This window comes from Cyanobacteria bacterium FACHB-DQ100 (assembly GCA_014695195.1).
Classification (GTDB): Bacteria; Cyanobacteriota; Cyanobacteriia; order Leptolyngbyales; family Leptolyngbyaceae; genus Leptolyngbya.
Genome location: JACJNW010000026.1, coordinates 128,030 through 144,597 on the forward strand (window position 1 = coordinate 128,030; position 16,568 = coordinate 144,597).

General features: G+C 45.2%; 18 protein-coding genes and 2 pseudogenes. 10 read left to right on the forward strand and 10 right to left on the reverse strand.

From position 1 onward, the window contains the following. Positions 1-16: 16 nt before the first annotated feature. On the reverse strand, positions 17-301 hold the full coding sequence (locus tag H6F51_10905) for a DUF1830 domain-containing protein (protein ID MBD1822992.1): 285 nt from the start codon (positions 299-301) through the stop codon (positions 17-19). 100 nt (positions 302-401) lie between these two features. Between H6F51_10905 and H6F51_10910 the strand changes: the two genes are divergently transcribed. From H6F51_10910 to H6F51_10935, 6 genes are all read left to right on the forward strand, one after another. Beyond that, positions 402-602: a hypothetical protein gene (locus H6F51_10910; GenBank protein MBD1822993.1), complete on the forward strand. Its 201-nt coding sequence runs from the start codon at positions 402-404 to the stop codon at positions 600-602. A 275-nt stretch (positions 603-877) separates the two neighbouring features. Then, complete coding sequence (locus H6F51_10915) at positions 878-1,918, forward strand: chemotaxis protein CheB (protein MBD1822994.1); 1,041 nt, start codon at positions 878-880, stop codon at positions 1,916-1,918. Positions 1,919-2,160: 242 nt separating this feature from the next. Continuing rightward, positions 2,161-2,370, forward strand: coding sequence for a hypothetical protein (locus H6F51_10920; protein ID MBD1822995.1), 210 nt, complete (start codon positions 2,161-2,163; stop codon positions 2,368-2,370). 52 nt (positions 2,371-2,422) lie between these two features. Then, the gene (locus H6F51_10925; GenBank protein MBD1822996.1) at positions 2,423-2,584 is read left to right on the forward strand and encodes a hypothetical protein; all 162 of its coding nucleotides are present in this window, start codon (positions 2,423-2,425) and stop codon (positions 2,582-2,584) included. Positions 2,585-2,658: 74 nt separating this feature from the next. Next, a complete protein-coding gene (locus H6F51_10930; protein MBD1822997.1) occupies positions 2,659-2,895 on the forward strand; it encodes a hypothetical protein in 237 nt (78 codons plus the stop codon). 54 nt (positions 2,896-2,949) lie between these two features. Continuing rightward, positions 2,950-3,201 carry a hypothetical protein gene (locus H6F51_10935; GenBank protein ID MBD1822998.1) on the forward strand — a complete coding sequence of 84 codons (252 nt, stop codon included), beginning with the start codon at positions 2,950-2,952 and terminating at the stop codon, positions 3,199-3,201. 5 nt (positions 3,202-3,206) lie between these two features. On the opposite strand, the gene H6F51_10940 is transcribed toward H6F51_10935, so the two are convergent. After that, positions 3,207-5,591, reverse strand: a complete 2,385-nt coding sequence (locus tag H6F51_10940; protein MBD1822999.1) for an NACHT domain-containing NTPase — start codon at positions 5,589-5,591, stop codon at positions 3,207-3,209. A gap of 234 nt (positions 5,592-5,825) precedes the next feature. Here H6F51_10940 and H6F51_10945 point away from each other — a divergent pair, with 234 nt between their 5' ends. Further along, positions 5,826-6,251 (forward strand): response regulator, encoded by a 426-nt coding sequence (locus tag H6F51_10945; protein ID MBD1823000.1) that lies wholly within the window; start codon positions 5,826-5,828, stop codon positions 6,249-6,251. A gap of 39 nt (positions 6,252-6,290) precedes the next feature. Here H6F51_10945 and H6F51_10950 read toward each other — a convergent pair whose 3' ends face one another. Further along, positions 6,291-6,497 (reverse strand): response regulator, encoded by a 207-nt coding sequence (locus tag H6F51_10950; GenBank protein ID MBD1823001.1) that lies wholly within the window; start codon positions 6,495-6,497, stop codon positions 6,291-6,293. Next, positions 6,498-7,337, reverse strand: a complete 840-nt coding sequence (locus tag H6F51_10955; GenBank protein ID MBD1823002.1) for a fatty acid desaturase — start codon at positions 7,335-7,337, stop codon at positions 6,498-6,500. A gap of 314 nt (positions 7,338-7,651) precedes the next feature. Between H6F51_10955 and H6F51_10960 the strand changes: the two genes are divergently transcribed. Beyond that, complete coding sequence (locus tag H6F51_10960) at positions 7,652-7,756, forward strand: DUF1830 domain-containing protein (GenBank protein MBD1823003.1); 105 nt, start codon at positions 7,652-7,654, stop codon at positions 7,754-7,756. 458 nt (positions 7,757-8,214) lie between these two features. Here the strand turns inward: H6F51_10960 and H6F51_10965 are convergent, their stop codons facing one another. Next, the gene (locus H6F51_10965) at positions 8,215-8,415 is read right to left on the reverse strand and encodes a high light inducible protein (protein ID MBD1823004.1); all 201 of its coding nucleotides are present in this window, start codon (positions 8,413-8,415) and stop codon (positions 8,215-8,217) included. 292 nt (positions 8,416-8,707) lie between these two features. Between H6F51_10965 and H6F51_10970 the strand changes: the two are divergent. Beyond that, a pseudogene (locus H6F51_10970) lies at positions 8,708-9,406 on the forward strand (glutathione S-transferase). 184 nt (positions 9,407-9,590) lie between these two features. Here the strand turns inward: H6F51_10970 and H6F51_10975 are convergent. From H6F51_10975 to H6F51_10990, 4 genes are all read right to left on the reverse strand, one after another. After that, complete coding sequence (locus H6F51_10975) at positions 9,591-10,139, reverse strand: alpha/beta hydrolase (GenBank protein MBD1823005.1); 549 nt, start codon at positions 10,137-10,139, stop codon at positions 9,591-9,593. 162 nt (positions 10,140-10,301) lie between these two features. After that, the gene (gene tal, locus H6F51_10980) at positions 10,302-11,450 is read right to left on the reverse strand and encodes a transaldolase (protein MBD1823006.1); all 1,149 of its coding nucleotides are present in this window, start codon (positions 11,448-11,450) and stop codon (positions 10,302-10,304) included. Between the two features lie 37 nt (positions 11,451-11,487). Then, complete coding sequence (locus H6F51_10985; protein ID MBD1823007.1) at positions 11,488-12,177, reverse strand: HAD family hydrolase; 690 nt, start codon at positions 12,175-12,177, stop codon at positions 11,488-11,490. A 108-nt stretch (positions 12,178-12,285) separates the two neighbouring features. Continuing rightward, the gene (locus tag H6F51_10990; protein ID MBD1823008.1) at positions 12,286-13,089 is read right to left on the reverse strand and encodes a DUF2996 domain-containing protein; all 804 of its coding nucleotides are present in this window, start codon (positions 13,087-13,089) and stop codon (positions 12,286-12,288) included. 215 nt (positions 13,090-13,304) lie between these two features. On the opposite strand from H6F51_10990, the pseudogene H6F51_10995 reads away from it, so the two are divergent. After that, positions 13,305-13,931: pseudogene (locus H6F51_10995) on the forward strand (IS6 family transposase). A gap of 378 nt (positions 13,932-14,309) precedes the next feature. Here the strand turns inward: H6F51_10995 and H6F51_11000 are convergent. Further along, positions 14,310-15,887 carry a B12-binding domain-containing radical SAM protein gene (locus tag H6F51_11000; GenBank protein MBD1823009.1) on the reverse strand — a complete coding sequence of 526 codons (1,578 nt, stop codon included), beginning with the start codon at positions 15,885-15,887 and terminating at the stop codon, positions 14,310-14,312. Positions 15,888-16,568 lie beyond the last annotated feature (681 nt).

Consider the following 16,568-nt stretch of genomic DNA (forward strand, 5'->3'; position numbering starts at 1 on the left):
GTTGGGGGCATTGAGTTTAGAATTCTGCTTCGACTGGTCGCAGCGTTTTTTTAACTTGCAATCGCTGACACAAAATTTTGTCAGACAGAACTGCGCTAACCGTTTCGCTCGTAGAAATCTCTAACTGAGCTTCTAGAGGTGCTTTGAACAAGAGCCTTTCTCCAGGAAAAATCACACGCTCGAAATACCAGTTCTCAATGTTCTGAATTCGAGCAATCTGGATTCGAGAAGTAGGGTTCATGTAGTAGCAAAGTACTAAATCGGTCTCATGTCGATCGAGGGAAGAGCTTAGTTGTCTCATAGAAAAATCTCATGGATACAACAATTCAGATGCAACACAGCACTCCATCAACAAGAATCAGTGATTGTAGAGTTTCGAGCTGTAGCAACTAAAAATCAAAATGAGGTATCAGCCTCTACAGAAATTCGTCAGTTTGAAGCTTGGCTTCAAACCAGCATTTCCTCACGACAGTAGCTACAGCGCCAGTAAAGTTGTCCCGATCGCACATGACGAAGTAAAATCCTTGAACAGTAAGGACAAACACACTGGCTGGAAGCTGGCGCATTCGGGGGCGGGAGAGACTGTTGCTCATGACCTGTAATTGTTTCGGTTCTCAATTGTCTTAAATTGATTGATAGCATTCCCATTTTTTTAAAAATCGAATTACAGCGAAAGTTGTACTGGCAGAACTACAGTACAAGTACTTCATTACACTGTTTAGCCGTGATTGTAGACTAAAATTTAGTATCGCATTCTGCTACTGGAAAGTATGTTTTAGTAATTGTCTAATTTGTATAGTTATTGTTTGAATTCCACTAAAACATTCCAAAGACGCAGATGTAATTGAACTGTTTTCACAAGAATAAAAAGAGACTTATGCCTGGACACGACATTATTGTGATTGGAACTTCAGCCGGCGGACTCAAAGCGCTAGGCGCGATCGTTGGCGCTCTGCCTGCTGCGTTAGATGCTGTTTTACTGATTGTTCAACACCTCGAACCCAATAAGCCTAGTATTCTTCCTAAAATTCTTTCAGACGTTGGTTCTCTGCCTGCGGTTCACCCCGTTGATGGTGAAGAAATTCAACCTGGGCGCGTTTATGTTGCTCCGCCTGATTATCATTTGCTGCTGAATCAGGGCTATGTGCGAGTCATCCGTGGACCGCAAGAAAACCGATTTAGACCCGCGATCGACAGCCTCTTTCGTTCTGCTGCTCGCGCTTATGGTCCGAGGGTGGTAGGAGTCGTTCTGACAGGCTATCTCGACGATGGCACGGTCGGCTTGCAGGCAATCAAGAAACGGGGCGGCGTAGCGATCGTGCAAGACCCCAAAGAAGCAGAATATCCCAGCATGGCAAAGAGTGCATTGCAGTTTGTCAGGGTCGATCACTGTCTGCCCCTGGCTGAAATTCCAGACCTTTTAGTGCGTTTATCAAAAGAACCCACCGAATCAGAGGAAGCTTACCCCGTGACTCAAGAAATCGAAGTCGAATCGAACATTGCTGAACAAAGAATGAATACCCAGGAATTTTTGCAGAATGTCGAAGCGATCGGAACTCGAACGACCTACACCTGTCCCGAATGTAGCGGGAGTATTTGGCAGATTGGCAACAATGAGCCGCTGCGGTTTCGCTGTCATACGGGGCATTCATTTACAGCGAATGTCCTGCTAGCAGAGCAAACCCAAAACCTGGAAAATGCCCTTTGGTCGGCGATTCGAGCAATGGAAGAAAAAGTCACGTTTTCGCGTCAAATGGCAGAACGGATGGAAACTCACAACCATCTAGACTCAGCCGCACAATACAACGATCATGCGGATCGCTTGGATGAGGAAGTATCCCTGATTCGGGGAATTGTTCTGAATGGTTTTGCGACAAAACGAACTATTGCTGAAGATGAGGAAGGACAACCCGCTTAATCTGCTCGTGCAGGTGTGAGTCGAGGCACAAATCGTTGATGAATCAATATGCATCGATTTGCATCGATTTGCGATCGCGTTTCAATAGAAGTTTCAATTGTGTTTAAGTTGTATCACTTTGATTAAAAACGCTCAAAAGTTGCAGACTCTAACAGGTTGCTTTCCTCAAAAAGATACAAAACAGGTTGGGTTGCTTTGAGTAAAACAGAAAGCATCAACACCGAATTAGGAGTGTCTCACTTATGGCTACAACTTTGATGGGAGTGCCAAGTTTTCGTAATGCTCAAAGAGTCAGCTTTGTGGGCGGAGAAGGAATTGTACGAAACTACAAACCTGAAGCTGAAACCTGGACTTATTACATTGAGATGGCGCTAGGAGTAGAGCCTGAGTTTGGCAGAATTGGTGCAGAAACAATGGTGGTTCTGGCTGAGTCAGATTTGCGAGCAGCATAATCTTCAAGATGCTTTGGTTTGCGCTTTATACAACAAACTGGAGATCTCTTAAATGCCTATTCCGCAATATGCTTTATTTTGCCTGATGGTGCTTGTCTCGCTCTTGATATCACTAGAGCGAATGGGAACAGCACTGGATGAAGCTGACATTGGAGGTTTCTGCATCTGGACGTGTGTTGCAGGAACGATCGCAGGCTTACCGATTTTGTTGTGATTGAAGGGCTTTAACCCATTCAATGCTGCTGGAAATGCAGATGAACTGCTTTTTTGAAAAATCTCATTACAACCATGAATTCTAAACAGTTGTCGAACTTCTCATTTTTGCTCTCCTTGAAGTACGGCATCTGGATTCTCTGGACTCCTCTCTGGGTATTCGGAACAATCGAGCGAGTTGTAGCTGCCTTTGCTGACCATTCCATCTCGCCTGTAGACTTTCTGCAAATCTCGATCGCTGCTTTTTTTCTATTCGGTTGGCTGCTGTTAAAGCCATCGTTGTACCTTTGCTCTGATATTGAGCAAAGCTGAAATTTGACCAATTCTGTAATTTTTAATCACTATTGAATCAACAAGGAGTTACCCATGTCTGGACAAATGTGCTGGCTATCTAGCTCAAATTATCAGGGTCAATTGATTCTGCATTTAAGAGAACGTTCGTTTGAACCTTGGCTGCCCTACACGGCATGTCCTCAACATAAAGTCCCTGATTATCTCATTCCTGGTGGTTCCAAAGGGTGGAGTACCTACCAAAAGCTGAGGCAAGCAGGCTGGACGTTAATCCCCACTGCTCAAGCCCAAAATGCAGTCATTAGACCAGAAGTTCAACGGGTCTAAAACAGTTAACTCCACTGCCATTCTCTGTCCTCAAGTTCCTTCTGAGGTAACAATAAGGTTACTTCAATTTCCTGCCGAACTGCGGCTGTTAGTGCACAACCCGTATTCAGACAATCTATCAGCAATTGATTCGCAGTATAGTACTGTTGCAACAGGTGCTGCTGCTCAGGACTAAAGTTCCATTGATGCTGAGTGTTACGATGCTCAGAGACGGCTGCTCTAAGCTGCTCTGCCCAACTTAGAGCGCTCGTTTTCCACCATGTCTGAAATTCTTTTCGATCCTTTGCTAGGTCTGGAAGTTGGTCTTTAAGCTGTTGCAGCGATCGGTGTAAATTGGTATCCATGACCAGAATTAGAGCATTGTCGAGAGCATCAACACAGGCACGAGCATGAGTGACATTGCCAGCGTCGGCTCCTTTAGCGTAGCGCTTGGCACTCATCGTACACTTTCGGACAAGATTATCTAATGCCATGTCGAGAAAAACTCCTTGATCTAGTGTTGAAGAAAGTGCGAGAAGTGGCACGAGTTGTGGCTGATGTGCAAGGGCATGGTGAAAGGCGCGAATTGCAGTCGGCGAGGGAGGAGCGGCAAGCGATTTTTGGTGTGCCCAGCCTAAGAATTTTTGTACATCCTGATCTTGAGCCACAAGTGCATCAATCTGCCGCTTCATCAACAGCACAAGCGGATCTGCACTTCGCAGCATCGCCGCCGTTAACAAAAAAATTTCCCGCCAGCGAGGATCGGTAATATGACTGACTAAGCGATCGAGGGGTTGCTCTGTGGCTTGCAGGTTGTAATTTGCCACAATTTTTCGTGCTGTAAAATATTCTTGAAAGGCTAAATCGGAAAACGAGAAAATCCCTCGTACTCGCTCGGTGAGTAGTCCATGTTGGAGTTCGATCGCTTTAAGGATTCCTTCGCTCTCGATTTGCAACTCTTCTAGCTCGATTTCTCCTCCGGGGAACTGCGAAGCAATCGTGCTGCGATTTTCCTCCAGGATCATCGAAGCAGTCGGCAAATCACGAAGATAGTCGCTAATGTATTCCTTAATGCTGTGTTGTTCAAAAAAGCACTTACCCTGCTCGAATGTGATCGCAGCAATCTGACTCAGCAGCTTGAGTTTTTGGGGCAATGAGAATCCTTGATACAGTTCCTCCCGCTCAAATCCTTTTGCTTCATCCCATTTGGACAGCAAAATATCGATACATTGCCGATAAAACTCCGATCGCTGGCTTGGGAATTGGTGCTGGTACTGAAACATCCAGCAGGCGAGATGTAGAAACAAGGGAGTTGCGGCAAGTTGGCGGAACGGTAGATTTTCGGACAGGTTGAGTTTCTCAATAAACTGACCTGCCTGTTCTCGCCCCTCTTGAGGAGTGATTTTTGTCAATGCCTCAAACCACTTCTGTCCAAAGGCAGCAATTTGAGCTTGAGTAAACGGAGCAATTTCAACATCAGTGAAGCGATTCAAGCTGAGTGATTTCGCTGCGGTGCGACAGGTGACAACAAATAGATTCTGTTGATAGTTTTCCGAAAATCTACGAATCTCCTTCACGACTGCCTTACTGTCTTGACCGCATTCATCTAACCCATCAAGCAACAGCAACATTTTTCCCGATCGCAACAAGGCTTCAACCACGTCGGAATCTGAAATGCCAGAGGTGAGAAATTCCTCGCGAATGTAGTGAATTAAACTGAATTCATCCATCGCTCTAGACTCGTCAGCAAAATCCCGCAGCGTGATAAAAATGGGAATCCGATTTGCAGCAAATCGACCCCGGTTGCACTGAATGGCGAGATGCTGCAAGAAGGTAGTTTTACCTGCTCCAGGTTTGCCCAATATCCGAAGCTTCGAGTAGGTTTCGACGGCTCTTGTTCCCTCCGTTTGAGTCTGAGACATCTCGCCGAGTCCAAAGAGATCGAAGTCTTTTGATGTAAAGTTTTGCAGGTCAGAAATTCCTAGCCATTGTTGGCTGACGATTTCTTCCAAGATGTTGACATCAATGTAAAGGTCGTCAATTTTGATAGGACGGCTCACGTTCAATAACTGCAACGTGCCACACTGATTTTGCACTTTGTCCTGACGTTGTACTCTCACCTGACGGACTAGGCTCTCCATTTCCGGAGGAGTTTCATATGCCTGTTTAGGCTCTGATCTTGCGATCGCAGAATGTTCAGCGATGTCTTGCCAATCTAGCCCTAAAGCAGAACACAATTCGATAAAAATATGACGTTCCACCGGACGACCTGTGAAAAATCTCCAAACGGGTTGGCGGGTCCTAAGGTTCACTTCCATTGCCAAGCCTTCCTGCGTCCAGCCCGTGCGATCAAAGGCGCTTTTAGCTTGTTTGATTCCCGCTTCTGTCGCTTGGAACGATCGCTTTGCCATCGGAAAACCCCTGTGCTCAAGATCCATTACCCACAAGCGCCTGGATCTTAATATTTATCTTTAGAATCGTAATCTTTCGGTAGAAGCAGAGTCCGCGAAACTGAAGTGATTTCTGCTCTAGGAAATGCAAGTGCAACGATTGAAAATAAGTCCTCTTTTGGATATCTCTAAGGTAAGAGGTAACTAAGCTGGGTTGTAGAACACACTGAAATTTAACCTTAGTCGAGTTACAAAGTGAACACTTTAACGACTCCATCAATTTCCGTGGCGGATCGCATTCTAGTCGTCGATGACATTGAAGATAACTCTGTTCTGCTTCAAGTCGTTCTAGAGCAAGAAGGCTACGAGGTAGATGTGGCAAACAGCGGTCGAGAGGCATTAGACAAAGTTGAGTACCACCAACCCGACTTAATTTTGCTGGATGTAATGATGCCGGAAATGAATGGGTTTGAAGTGACACAACGGATTCGGCAAAACAATCGTATTCCCTTCATTCCAATTTTGTTGATTACAGGGTATGACCAGTTCAATTCAGCAGAAGAATTTGAATTCGGTGCAGATGACTTCATTCGTAAACCCGTTGACTTTAATCTTTTGCTCGATCGTATTCGCACTATCTTGCCCGAGGACCGCAACGATCAAGCGTTCCGAAGCCGTTAATCGCTTCGAGTGAAATGACCAGCGTTCGTGTTGCTTGCTTTATGCAGATGCGACTAATTCACTAACGATCGCGATTACTTTCTCTGGAACAGCAGGTTTAGTTAGATGACGCTGAAACCCGACGGAGATTGCTTGCTGCTGATCTAATTCTCCAGCGTAAGCGGTTAGCGCGATCACGGGAACTTGTTCACCATTGGGCAGGGAGCGAATCTGATTAAGCAACATATAGCCATCCATCTCTGGCATTCAAACGGGCGGCATGACAACTTTTCGAGCGATTCCTAGCGTTTTGAGCGTCTGAATTGCCCACCAAGTCACATCAATCTGCCACCATTTCCAGCCTGCTTTTGCCACATTCGGATGAGCATGATGATTATTGTGCCAACCTTCTCCAAATGCAAGCAGGGCTACCCACCAGAGATTACGCGACCCATCTTCGGTGTCAAAAGTTCGATTGCCAAATAGATGAGTGGCTGAGTTGATCAGCCAAGTTGTATGCCAAAGCAATACAATTCGAACAAATACACCATAGACGACGAATGACCAACCACCGATCGCATAAAGCAGCAGTCCAATCGGTAGTTGTAAGAGTAGGAAATAGCGATCGAGCCACAGGTAAAACGGATCGCGAGCTAAGTCAGGTGCGTATCGGTAATAGGTTTCAGTCGCAAAGAATTGATCGCGTGGATAAAGAATCCAAAGAATGTGACTCCACCAGAAGCCCCGTCGAGCAGAATAAGGATCTTTCTCGACATCTTCAGTAAAGGCGTGATGTAATCGATGTCCAGATACCCAGAAGATTGGACCTCCCTGCATTGCAAGTGCGCCCAGAAAGCCAAAGGTATACTCTAGTGCCTTCGGAACTTGGAAACTGCGGTGAGTCAATAAGCGATGATAACCCAAACAGATCCCAAGGCTGCCAAATAGCCAATGAAGTGTAAGCATAACTCCGAATGCTGACCAAGAGAAAAACCAAGGCGCAAGGAGCGCGAGCAGATGAACTGTGCTGAAAAAGACGACATTCGTCCAGTTCAGTACGAGCGGTTGCTGTTCTGTTAAAGCAGAACTAGAAGATTGCACAGTCACAAATTTCCTTAGACGTATTAAAGTATTGGTGTAACAAAGCCTGAATTATGCTGCGTACAACTCTGTTTTAGAGAAAGTTGCAGAATGCCATCTACAGCTTTTGAATGTTTTATCAGAATTTGTATAAGTTATACGTAAGTTATACGTAAGTTATACGTTGATTTAGATTGAACAGCAGTTTGCCAAAATTAGCTTGATTAACGAATTCCTAAACTGATGGTTAAGACTCAAATTCTAAGTCAGTTGCCCGCTCACTTTAGCGATCAAGTTCTTTGCTATTATGTCAACGCTGCCGCTAACTCAAGCTTGCCCGAATCGTCAACATTTCAAACTGGTACCTTAAGCAAGTTATTTTGACTGGCGACAAGCCTTTGTTTGAAGTATGTCCGGGAGCTGAACTCGAAATCTATATTTTCTGACGACTCACGCACAACTCGCATTAAGCCTTAATTTTGTTTTACCGCCTCGCTAGTAATGGCTCTTCGTCAGGGATTACAGGTTCATAGTCTTGACAGTTAATTGCTTCTTCTGTCAAAGCTTTGCATGGATAGAGTGTACATTTCAAATTGTACTCCCCTGTAAAGAAAGTACAGTCACTACAGGGAACTTGATGTAATCGTTGAAGATTTGCCCAACCTTGCAGCAAAGCTTGCCACATCGAGATTAAGAAGCCGATAAGAACGAGCCAAATACAAATTGTGAAAATTGCTCTTCCAAGATGTGAAATGTCTTGAAGTAAAGCCGCTATCAGCATGGTAGAACCTTAAGGAGTTTTAATCAGATGTGTGAGAACCCATAGAGAAAAGCGTGATATCTGAACTTGCTACTAATTTAGTATTTTTAGTATTGTTGTCGCCATGAGAAAGAGGTCTGTTGCTTACTTGATCAAGTGCAGAAGACTTCGCAGAACGCTCACGCCTGCCAAATCCCACAATAGATAGGCTGCAAATCCGATCATTGCTAAACGTCCGTTCCATAATTCTGCTTGGGGATTAAAGCCGAACAGAAAAGCATTGCGATCGATACCATTGTATTCTGTAGCGACGGGAGGTAATTTGGTGGCTTTGTTAGTTTGCATGATTTACATTTCTTAATGAACTCCTTTCATGGTATTGACAGAGTTCACGTTTGCTATTGACCTTTAGAGGCATCTCTTCACGATTCGGTTAGATTCGTGATCAAGGCGATGAGTTGAGCATCATTGATCGGTCTTGCAATATGAATCTGAAAGTTAGCCCCGATCGCGGACTGTGCTAAAAAGTTTCCGGCGCTCTGGTCTGTCGAATTAGAGACAGTTCACTCTCATTGATAGAGGAGTAAGCATAAAGAATGAAGTAATCTAATCAAGCTGTAGCACTTTAACCGATTTTATGCTGATTGTTCATCACTTAAATAATTCTCGCTCTCAACGTGTATTGTGGCTGCTAGAGGAACTCGGATTAGAGTATGACATTCAGTACTACCAACGCGACCCCGAAACTTTATTAGCACCAGCATCTTTGCATCAGGTACATCCTCTAGGAAAATCTCCTGTCGTGACTGACGGGGACTTAACTCTGGCAGAATCGGGTGCGATTGTTGAATACTTGATCGATCGATCGATATGGTGAAGGGCAGTTGATTCCTCCACCGGATACATCCGACCGATTGCGTTACACCTATTGGCTGCATTATGCTGAAGGATCGGCAATGCCACCACTACTGTTAAAGCTGATCTTCGATCGCATCGAACAGCAATCGATGCCGTTTTTCATCAAGCCCGTCGCCCGTTTGATCACAAGTCGGACTAAGCAAGCCTTCATCGAACCTCAACTGATGCGGCACCTAGACTACTTAGAAGCAGAACTTGGAAAAAGCTTATGGTTTGCTGGAGATGATTTTACAGGCGCTGACGTTCAGATGAGTTTTTCGATCGAAGCAGCAGTTGCACGAGCAGGTTTAGACAGAAGCCGCCCGAAGTTAATTGAATTTTGCGTTGCCTTTGGCACAGCGTAGCTGCCCGCATTCACAGTCGTCCAGCTTATCAGCGGGCATTAGAAAGTGGCGATGCATACGAGTTTGCAAGTTGATAACAACGCAGTTTCTAGAATCTGTCATCAAGTCAATCGCCTGCGATTTCTGCAAGCAAAGGAGAATCTAAAAAACACAAGCGCTCGCAATAACGCGATCGTTCCATTCTTAAACAACCTGCACAAGCTCTGAAATAGTCCAAACTCTACAATCGCAAGCGTATGTCTATCCTTGAGATCGCGGTTAGTTAATCCGAAAAATATCCGGCAAATTCTGAATGCGTTGGGCAAGCTCAGAGATTTGAGTATAAGTGGTAATCAACTCTTTTCCGTCCACATTGAGTTGACGAGTCGGATACTTCTGAAAGACTTCAATCAGTGAAATTCGATTGTCGCCACTGGCAGACAAGACTAGCGCGGCTCGAAGGGCTTGACGATTTGAGGCGTTTGCAGGTGTTTGAATGGTGCGACCAATGCGATCAAGCGCAAAATCTCCTGCTGGACTGTTTAGCACACGATCAAGCGTAATCAGTCGCACCGGAATTTCTCGGGTGAGGGCGGATCTAACTGCCTCTGGGCTTTGGTTCGTGCGCCGTAGATAGTAACTAATGGTCGAAGACTGCCTACCTGTTTGGGCAAACTCAGCCAGTTCCTGAACGGAAAACGTTTCACTGAACGCACCATATCGAAACACGATTGCGTCTGCTGCGACCGCTGAATGACCCCAAACTAAGGTGCTAACACCAATGACCAAGCCTGCAAGACTGTGGCGAATTGAGGAAAAGAGTTTCATAAATTGCGAATTTATAAGATTGTTCTCACAGTCTACAAAGTGCTTTTTACAATCAGCCCTCTCAAACGTTAGAACACTGGTGAGGATGACGCATCTTTAGACAGGTTTATGAGGAAATGCCTGAGATTCACAAAGAAACCTTTGTGCATGAAGAAGTGACAATTAAACTGAGGCAAGTTGTTTTACTTTCCCTTCCAAGGACTGCATAATTGCCTGGTACGGCTTGATGAACTTATCAATCCCATCTTTTGCAACATCCTCCATCACTTGGTCAAGATTGATATCGATGTCTGGATCTTTCAGATTCTCGATCAGCGTGTGTGCTTTATCTAAATCTGTAGTTAAGCGATCGGCAACATCACAATGATCTGCACAAGCTTCGATTGTTGCGGGCGGCAGTGTATTCACCGTATCTGCACCGATCAGCGCATCCACGTACATCACATCGCTATAGGTTGGGTCTTTCGTTCCTGTGCTTGCCCACAGTAGACGCTGAACATTTGCGCCTTTTGCTTTGAGTGCTTGCCATCGATCACTGTTCACCAGTTCTTGATACTTCTCATAGGCAAGTTTGGCATTTGCGATCGCAACTTTCCCTTTGACCGCACTCAACTGAGCTGAAAATTGCGCTCCATCTGTTCCAACCGTCTTAAGCTTTTCGTCAAGGAGTTCATCAACCCTGCCATCAATTCGACTCAAGAAGAAACTAGCAACGGATGCAATCTTGCTGATGTCCTGATTCTTCGCCACACGCGCTTCTAGTCCACGCAAATAAGCCTCAGCCGCATCAACATAGTTTTTCAGGCTAAATAAAAGCGTGACATTCACATTGATGCCATCTCGGATCACTCGTTCGATCGCTTCAAACCCGCTCAGCGTTCCAGGAATCTTAATCATGACGTTTGCGCGTCCGATTTCCTGATAGTAGCGGTGAGCATCCTCGATCGTCGCTTGCGTGTCATCTGCGATCGTCGGACGAACCTCGATGCTGACATAGCCATCTAAGCCGCCTGACTCTTCATAAAGCGGTTGCAGAATATCACAAGCATTCCGAATATCATCAAAAATTAGCGATTCATAAATCTGCTCAACTGACTTTTGAGCTTGAATGCCTACTTCAATATCAGCATCGTAAAGCTTACTACCAGAAACTGCTTTCTCAAAGATAGCTGGATTAGTCGTAATACCGCGAATACCCCGTTTTTCAATCATGCGTCGTAGTTCACCCGACTGAATCAAATCACGGGTCAAATTATCCATCCAAATACTTTGTCCATAGTCCCAAACTGCCAAAATCTGATTACTCGCCATCATATCCTCCTAAATCGCTATCTGTTCTTGACTTTTTCTACTTCGATTGAACTGCTTCGCGTCGTCCCAGTGGTGACTGTTCGTAGTGTTGTAGTAGATCGGCTGGGTTGTCGTAAATTGCGATCGCATCTACAAGCTGAGCATCATCAAAGTCTCCACAGCGAAACGCAATCACACTTACTCCAGCAGCAGAGGCAGCTTGAATATCATAAGGGGTATCTCCGAGCATAATGGCTTGCTCTGGTTGCAGTTGCACCTTGCTGAGCGCCGCTTGTACCAAATCTGGCTCAGGTTTAGAAGCCTCGGCATCATCAGAAGTTGTCTGCGGTTCCTCACCAAGCAAGTCTTCCACTTCAGCAGCTTTCAGTAAGCTCGATAACTCTTCGCTTGTGGCTGAACTCGCAACCACTAATTTGAAGCCATCTTGCTTCATTCGTTGAATCAGATCTCGTGAACCAGGAGCAGGCGCTAAATCCGCACTGAACTTTTCAATGATCAATTCTTTTCGTCGATCGGCAATCTTTTTACCAACTCCTTCTTTTCCATCGAGTTCTGTAACCATGCGCGGAATCACCTGATCGCTGCCCATCCCAATCAGCGGACGAACTGCTTCAAATTTAATCTCGTATCCCTGCTCTGCAAACGCTTCGACATAAGCATGAGCGTGAGCATCATTACTGATGACCAATGTGCCGTCAATATCGATGAGTACACCTTGAACTGTCATGATTTAACCTTGATTACTACGTTCTTCCATTGCGCAAGATCTAGAAGCACTTACATTTCACAGAAAGCGATCGCTACATTCCTAGCTCACAAAACTTTGTCACGAAGACTAATTGCGACCAATCCACTTTTCAGCATGGAGTCTCTGAACCACGCCCATTACCAAAACATCTAAATTTACTTTACGTTCATCGATCCAGAATGGCTCAAGCGTTGATGAATGCGTTCCAGCGTTAGCCAGCGAAAACCCTCGCTGCCCCTGAACGTCGTCATCAAAAAAGTAAACAATGAATTGGTCTTGTCCTCGATTCCAATGTCCAATCACTTGTGAACACTCGGCGTGAGTATAGCCCGGAAGCAGCATTTTTTGTTTCTGAAACGTGATATTCACGTCTGGAAGCTCTAGGTTATCTAGCATGTTTTGAAGCGCAGGTACATAGTCCTGCTGCACAAAATCTGCAAATGGTTTTGTCTCAGCACCAGGCGCTTTAGACTTCTTCTCTTGTGCTGGCTGTGCCGTTTTCTCTTTCGCTGGTTTTGCTTGAGATCCAGGCTTGCCCTCGATACTCTCTTTAGTCGTTCTGATTCTAGATTCATCTAGATTTAGAGCGTTGGGATTGTCTCCACTCACTGCACTGGGATCAGGAGCATTCGCTGAAGGAATGCTTGAAGCTTGAGCTACCGTTGTACTAACAATATTTTCTTTGATAACATCCTTGGCATTTCTGGCAACACTGATGTTTTCTTCTTCGAGCGAAGGTGCTTCTTCAGGAGAGTTAGGAGCGTCGTCACTAGATTCATCTCTCTCAGCTTGAGGGGCTTTATCTATTTCTGGCTCAACTGCTTCAGGCTGAGATTCACCAGTTTCAGAAGTTTCTTGCTTAGAGAGATTTGTGATTGCTTCAGATGACATGAGTACTTAGCCTGGAACGACTGTTGAAATTCTGTCTATATTTACTAGCGTAGAGCCTCAATCAATTGTTTCGTCCTCCTAATTGCTGAGAAGCGAAAAGCCTCTCGTCAAAGGGTTGTGTCGCAAAAATGGTAGGGTGTGAAAGCTCAATTTTCTCTAGCCCTGCTCTAAATGACGACCGATTCCTTGTTCAAATGGCGGCACTTTTTGCCTGAGATCATCTTGCTAAATGTACGCTAGTACTTCGTTATTCCTTGAGCTACCGAAATTTGGAGGAGATGATGCAAGAGCGCGGAGTCGCCGTGGATCATTCGACCCTCAATCGGTGGGTGCTGAAATTCGCGTCAGAAATAAACAAGCGGATTCGTGGGTTCTTGAAGCCCACGAACGACTCGTGGAGGGTGGGCGAAACCTACATCGAAATCCGAGGAGAGTGGAGATACCTGTACCGAGCGGTGGATTCGGAAGGCAACACGCTGGACTTCATGCTCAGTGCGAAGCGGGCTGCCGCCTTGCCATCCCGCTTTTTTCGCAAAGTGTTAGAAGCCAAGCATACTCAGACTCCCCGAGTGATTACCGTGGATAAAAATGCAGCGTATCCCGTGGCGATGCATGAATTGAAGCAAGAGAAAACATTGAAAGCCGAGACCGAATTGCGGCAGCGCAAATATTTGAATAACCTCATTGAGCAAGACCACCGGAACATCAAACGAATTGTAAAACCGATGATGGGCTTTCAATCGTTTAACACGGCGAGAAGAACCTTGCGCGGAATTGAGGCAATGGCTATGGTTCGCAAAGGACAAGTGAAAGAAATTAGTCAAGGGGACAGTGTATCTTAAGCAAGATTCATCAACGAACTCTTCGGAGTGAGTGCTTAAAACAATACGGACGAGACCAGTTCGTTTGTTACTTTAAAGTCTTTGCGACACAACCTGAATTGGGAGTGCTACAACTCTACTCTCCACACTAGGAAAAATCTTTAAGATGCTAGCTTTAATTACTGTCCCTCTACAATCAACGCCTCAGTTGATGCGAGGTCATGTCTCATCGAACGCGCTCGATCGAAGTATGACAAATCGGCATATTTGCCCATGCTGTTCCTATGTTTTACTTCGACCTATACGATCGGGAAATGTGTACTGGCGTTGTAGCCATTGTTATCAAGAAATGCCTGCCTGGCTGTAACCTATAGCACACTCCAATACCCTATTAGGCTACTATATGAGTATTGGCGCTAGATCAGATGCTACAGCTCTCTGAAGCGGATCATAACCGAGCTGTTGAGTAATCCTCTCTCTCGCTAACGCACGGTACTCCCAAAAATGTTCTCCAGCAGCGCACAATCCCAAATACATATTGAGAACCTGCGGTTTCTTGAGCAAAATAATCCAGAGTTGATACCAGAATTGTCTCCGGATCTCTGGTCGGCATATTCCCTGATGCCAGATTAGTTGGGCAACCAGTGGCAACCCCTTACTCAGCGGAAATTGCATGGTTTGCTTTCGGCTTTTCAAGGAACCGATCTTGAGACATTGCTGTAAACAGCGTCTTAGATAATTCTGAGGCTCATACAGTGTCCAAAATCCTTCAACATACTCTCTAGCAACGTCTGTAATAGGGCGCGTTGGAATGAAATTCATTAGAGTATTCTGGTCACCTGTCGGATGGCTGTTGCCTTCAATTAATCGCTGCTCCTTTTTAAGCCGCTCCCAAAGGGCTGTATTGGGTAAAGCCTGAAGGATGCCTAACATCGGTTGAGGAATGCTGGTTTGTTCGACAAATGCTTGAATGCGATCGCCCGCCCCTGCTCGTTCTCCATCAAAACCGAGAATAAACCCTGCATAGATCAGCAAACCTGCCTCATTAATTTTGTCACAGGCTTCCACAAGCGGATTACGAGTGTTTTGCAGTTTGCGGGTGACTTGTAAGCTATCTTGGTCAGGAGTTTCAATGCCAAGGAAAACGGCAAAGAAGCCTGCTTCACTCATCAATTGGAGCAATTCATCATCCTCTGCCAAATTGACTGAGGCTTCCGTAATAAAGCTGAACGGATAGTTGTGCTGTTGCATCCAGGGAATCAGTTCCCGCAGGAAGCGTTTGACGTTTCGCTGATTGCCAATAAAGTTGTCATCCACAATGAAGAGTGAGCCACGCCAACCCAGGTTATAGAGGGTTTGCAACTCAGCCAAGGCTTGGTCAGGTTCTTTTGTGCGAGGTTTGCGACCATAGAGAGAAATAATGTCACAAAATTCGCAGTTGAAGGGACATCCGCGTGAAAACTGGATTGCCATCATCAAATAGGCATCTCGTTGCAGCAAATCAAAGCGTGGTACAGGGCTTTGGGTGACATCCGGCTTCTCAAGGGAACGAAAGATTCCTTGAGTTTCGCCACGATCAATCGCTTCCAGGAATTGAGGAACCGTCATCTCCCCTTCATCTAGGATCAAGAAATGGGCACCAGCATCGAGGGCATCTTGAGGCACAGAGGTAGGATAGGGTCCACCTACGGCTACTTTCTTACCGAACCGAACCGCTTTGCGAATCAATGCTTGAAAGTCTGGCTTTTGCACCAGCATGGCTGAAAGAATCACGAGATCACACCATTCCCAATCAGCTTCGGTTTCACAGTTAACATTGCGATCGAAAAACCGAATTTCCCAATCGGATGGCAGTAACGATGCAACTGTAATAATTCCTAGCGGTGGGATCACTGCTTTCAATCCAGCCATTTCCATGAAGCGATCGTAAGACCAGAAGGACTGAGGAAATTGAGGATAGAGCAGTAGTACTCTCATAAATTTCTTTAATAATTTATAGTTGACCTTGATGCAGTGAGAAGCATTGTACAAATAAGCAATTTGAAATCTTTTAGATTTCCTTCGCATCTTCTACAGTGACGACAAAGCATTGATCCATGACAGTTAGAACAGTAATACAAAGTCCCAACTGGATAGGATGAAGTAAACCGACGAAGTAAACCAGCAGAACAACGGAGACAAATAGGCTAGTTCGTCACGCTTTGATCAAATGCGGTAGTAATCAGTACACTAGAACTCGGACTCAGTCGGACTCAGTGCAGAAGTTGATTTCAGATGCATAATGATAAACACCAGCATTGCAAGGCATTTACATTACAAGAAACGTAGGTTATATCATTTGTAGTTTTCGTCTATCTAAAGTATGGCAAATTGTAAAATTGATTAGTTCATTACCAGGCTATTTGAGGGCACTTGTACAAATTGACTCAGCCGGTGAATGGATTGAGATGGTCGCTCAATTAGTGAGTCAGGCTTCTCGTCGAGAGTGAAACTTGTAAAATTACCCTTGAAAGCTGTCGAGTCCGATTACCAGGAGTCCATTTTCAGTTTCAGGCAGGAGAAATGGGATGAGCGAGACTGGGAAATCTATACCCGTAGACTGGCTGGTTGTGTCGCAAAAATGATGGTTCTGTTGCAAAGATCTTAAAGTGACAAACG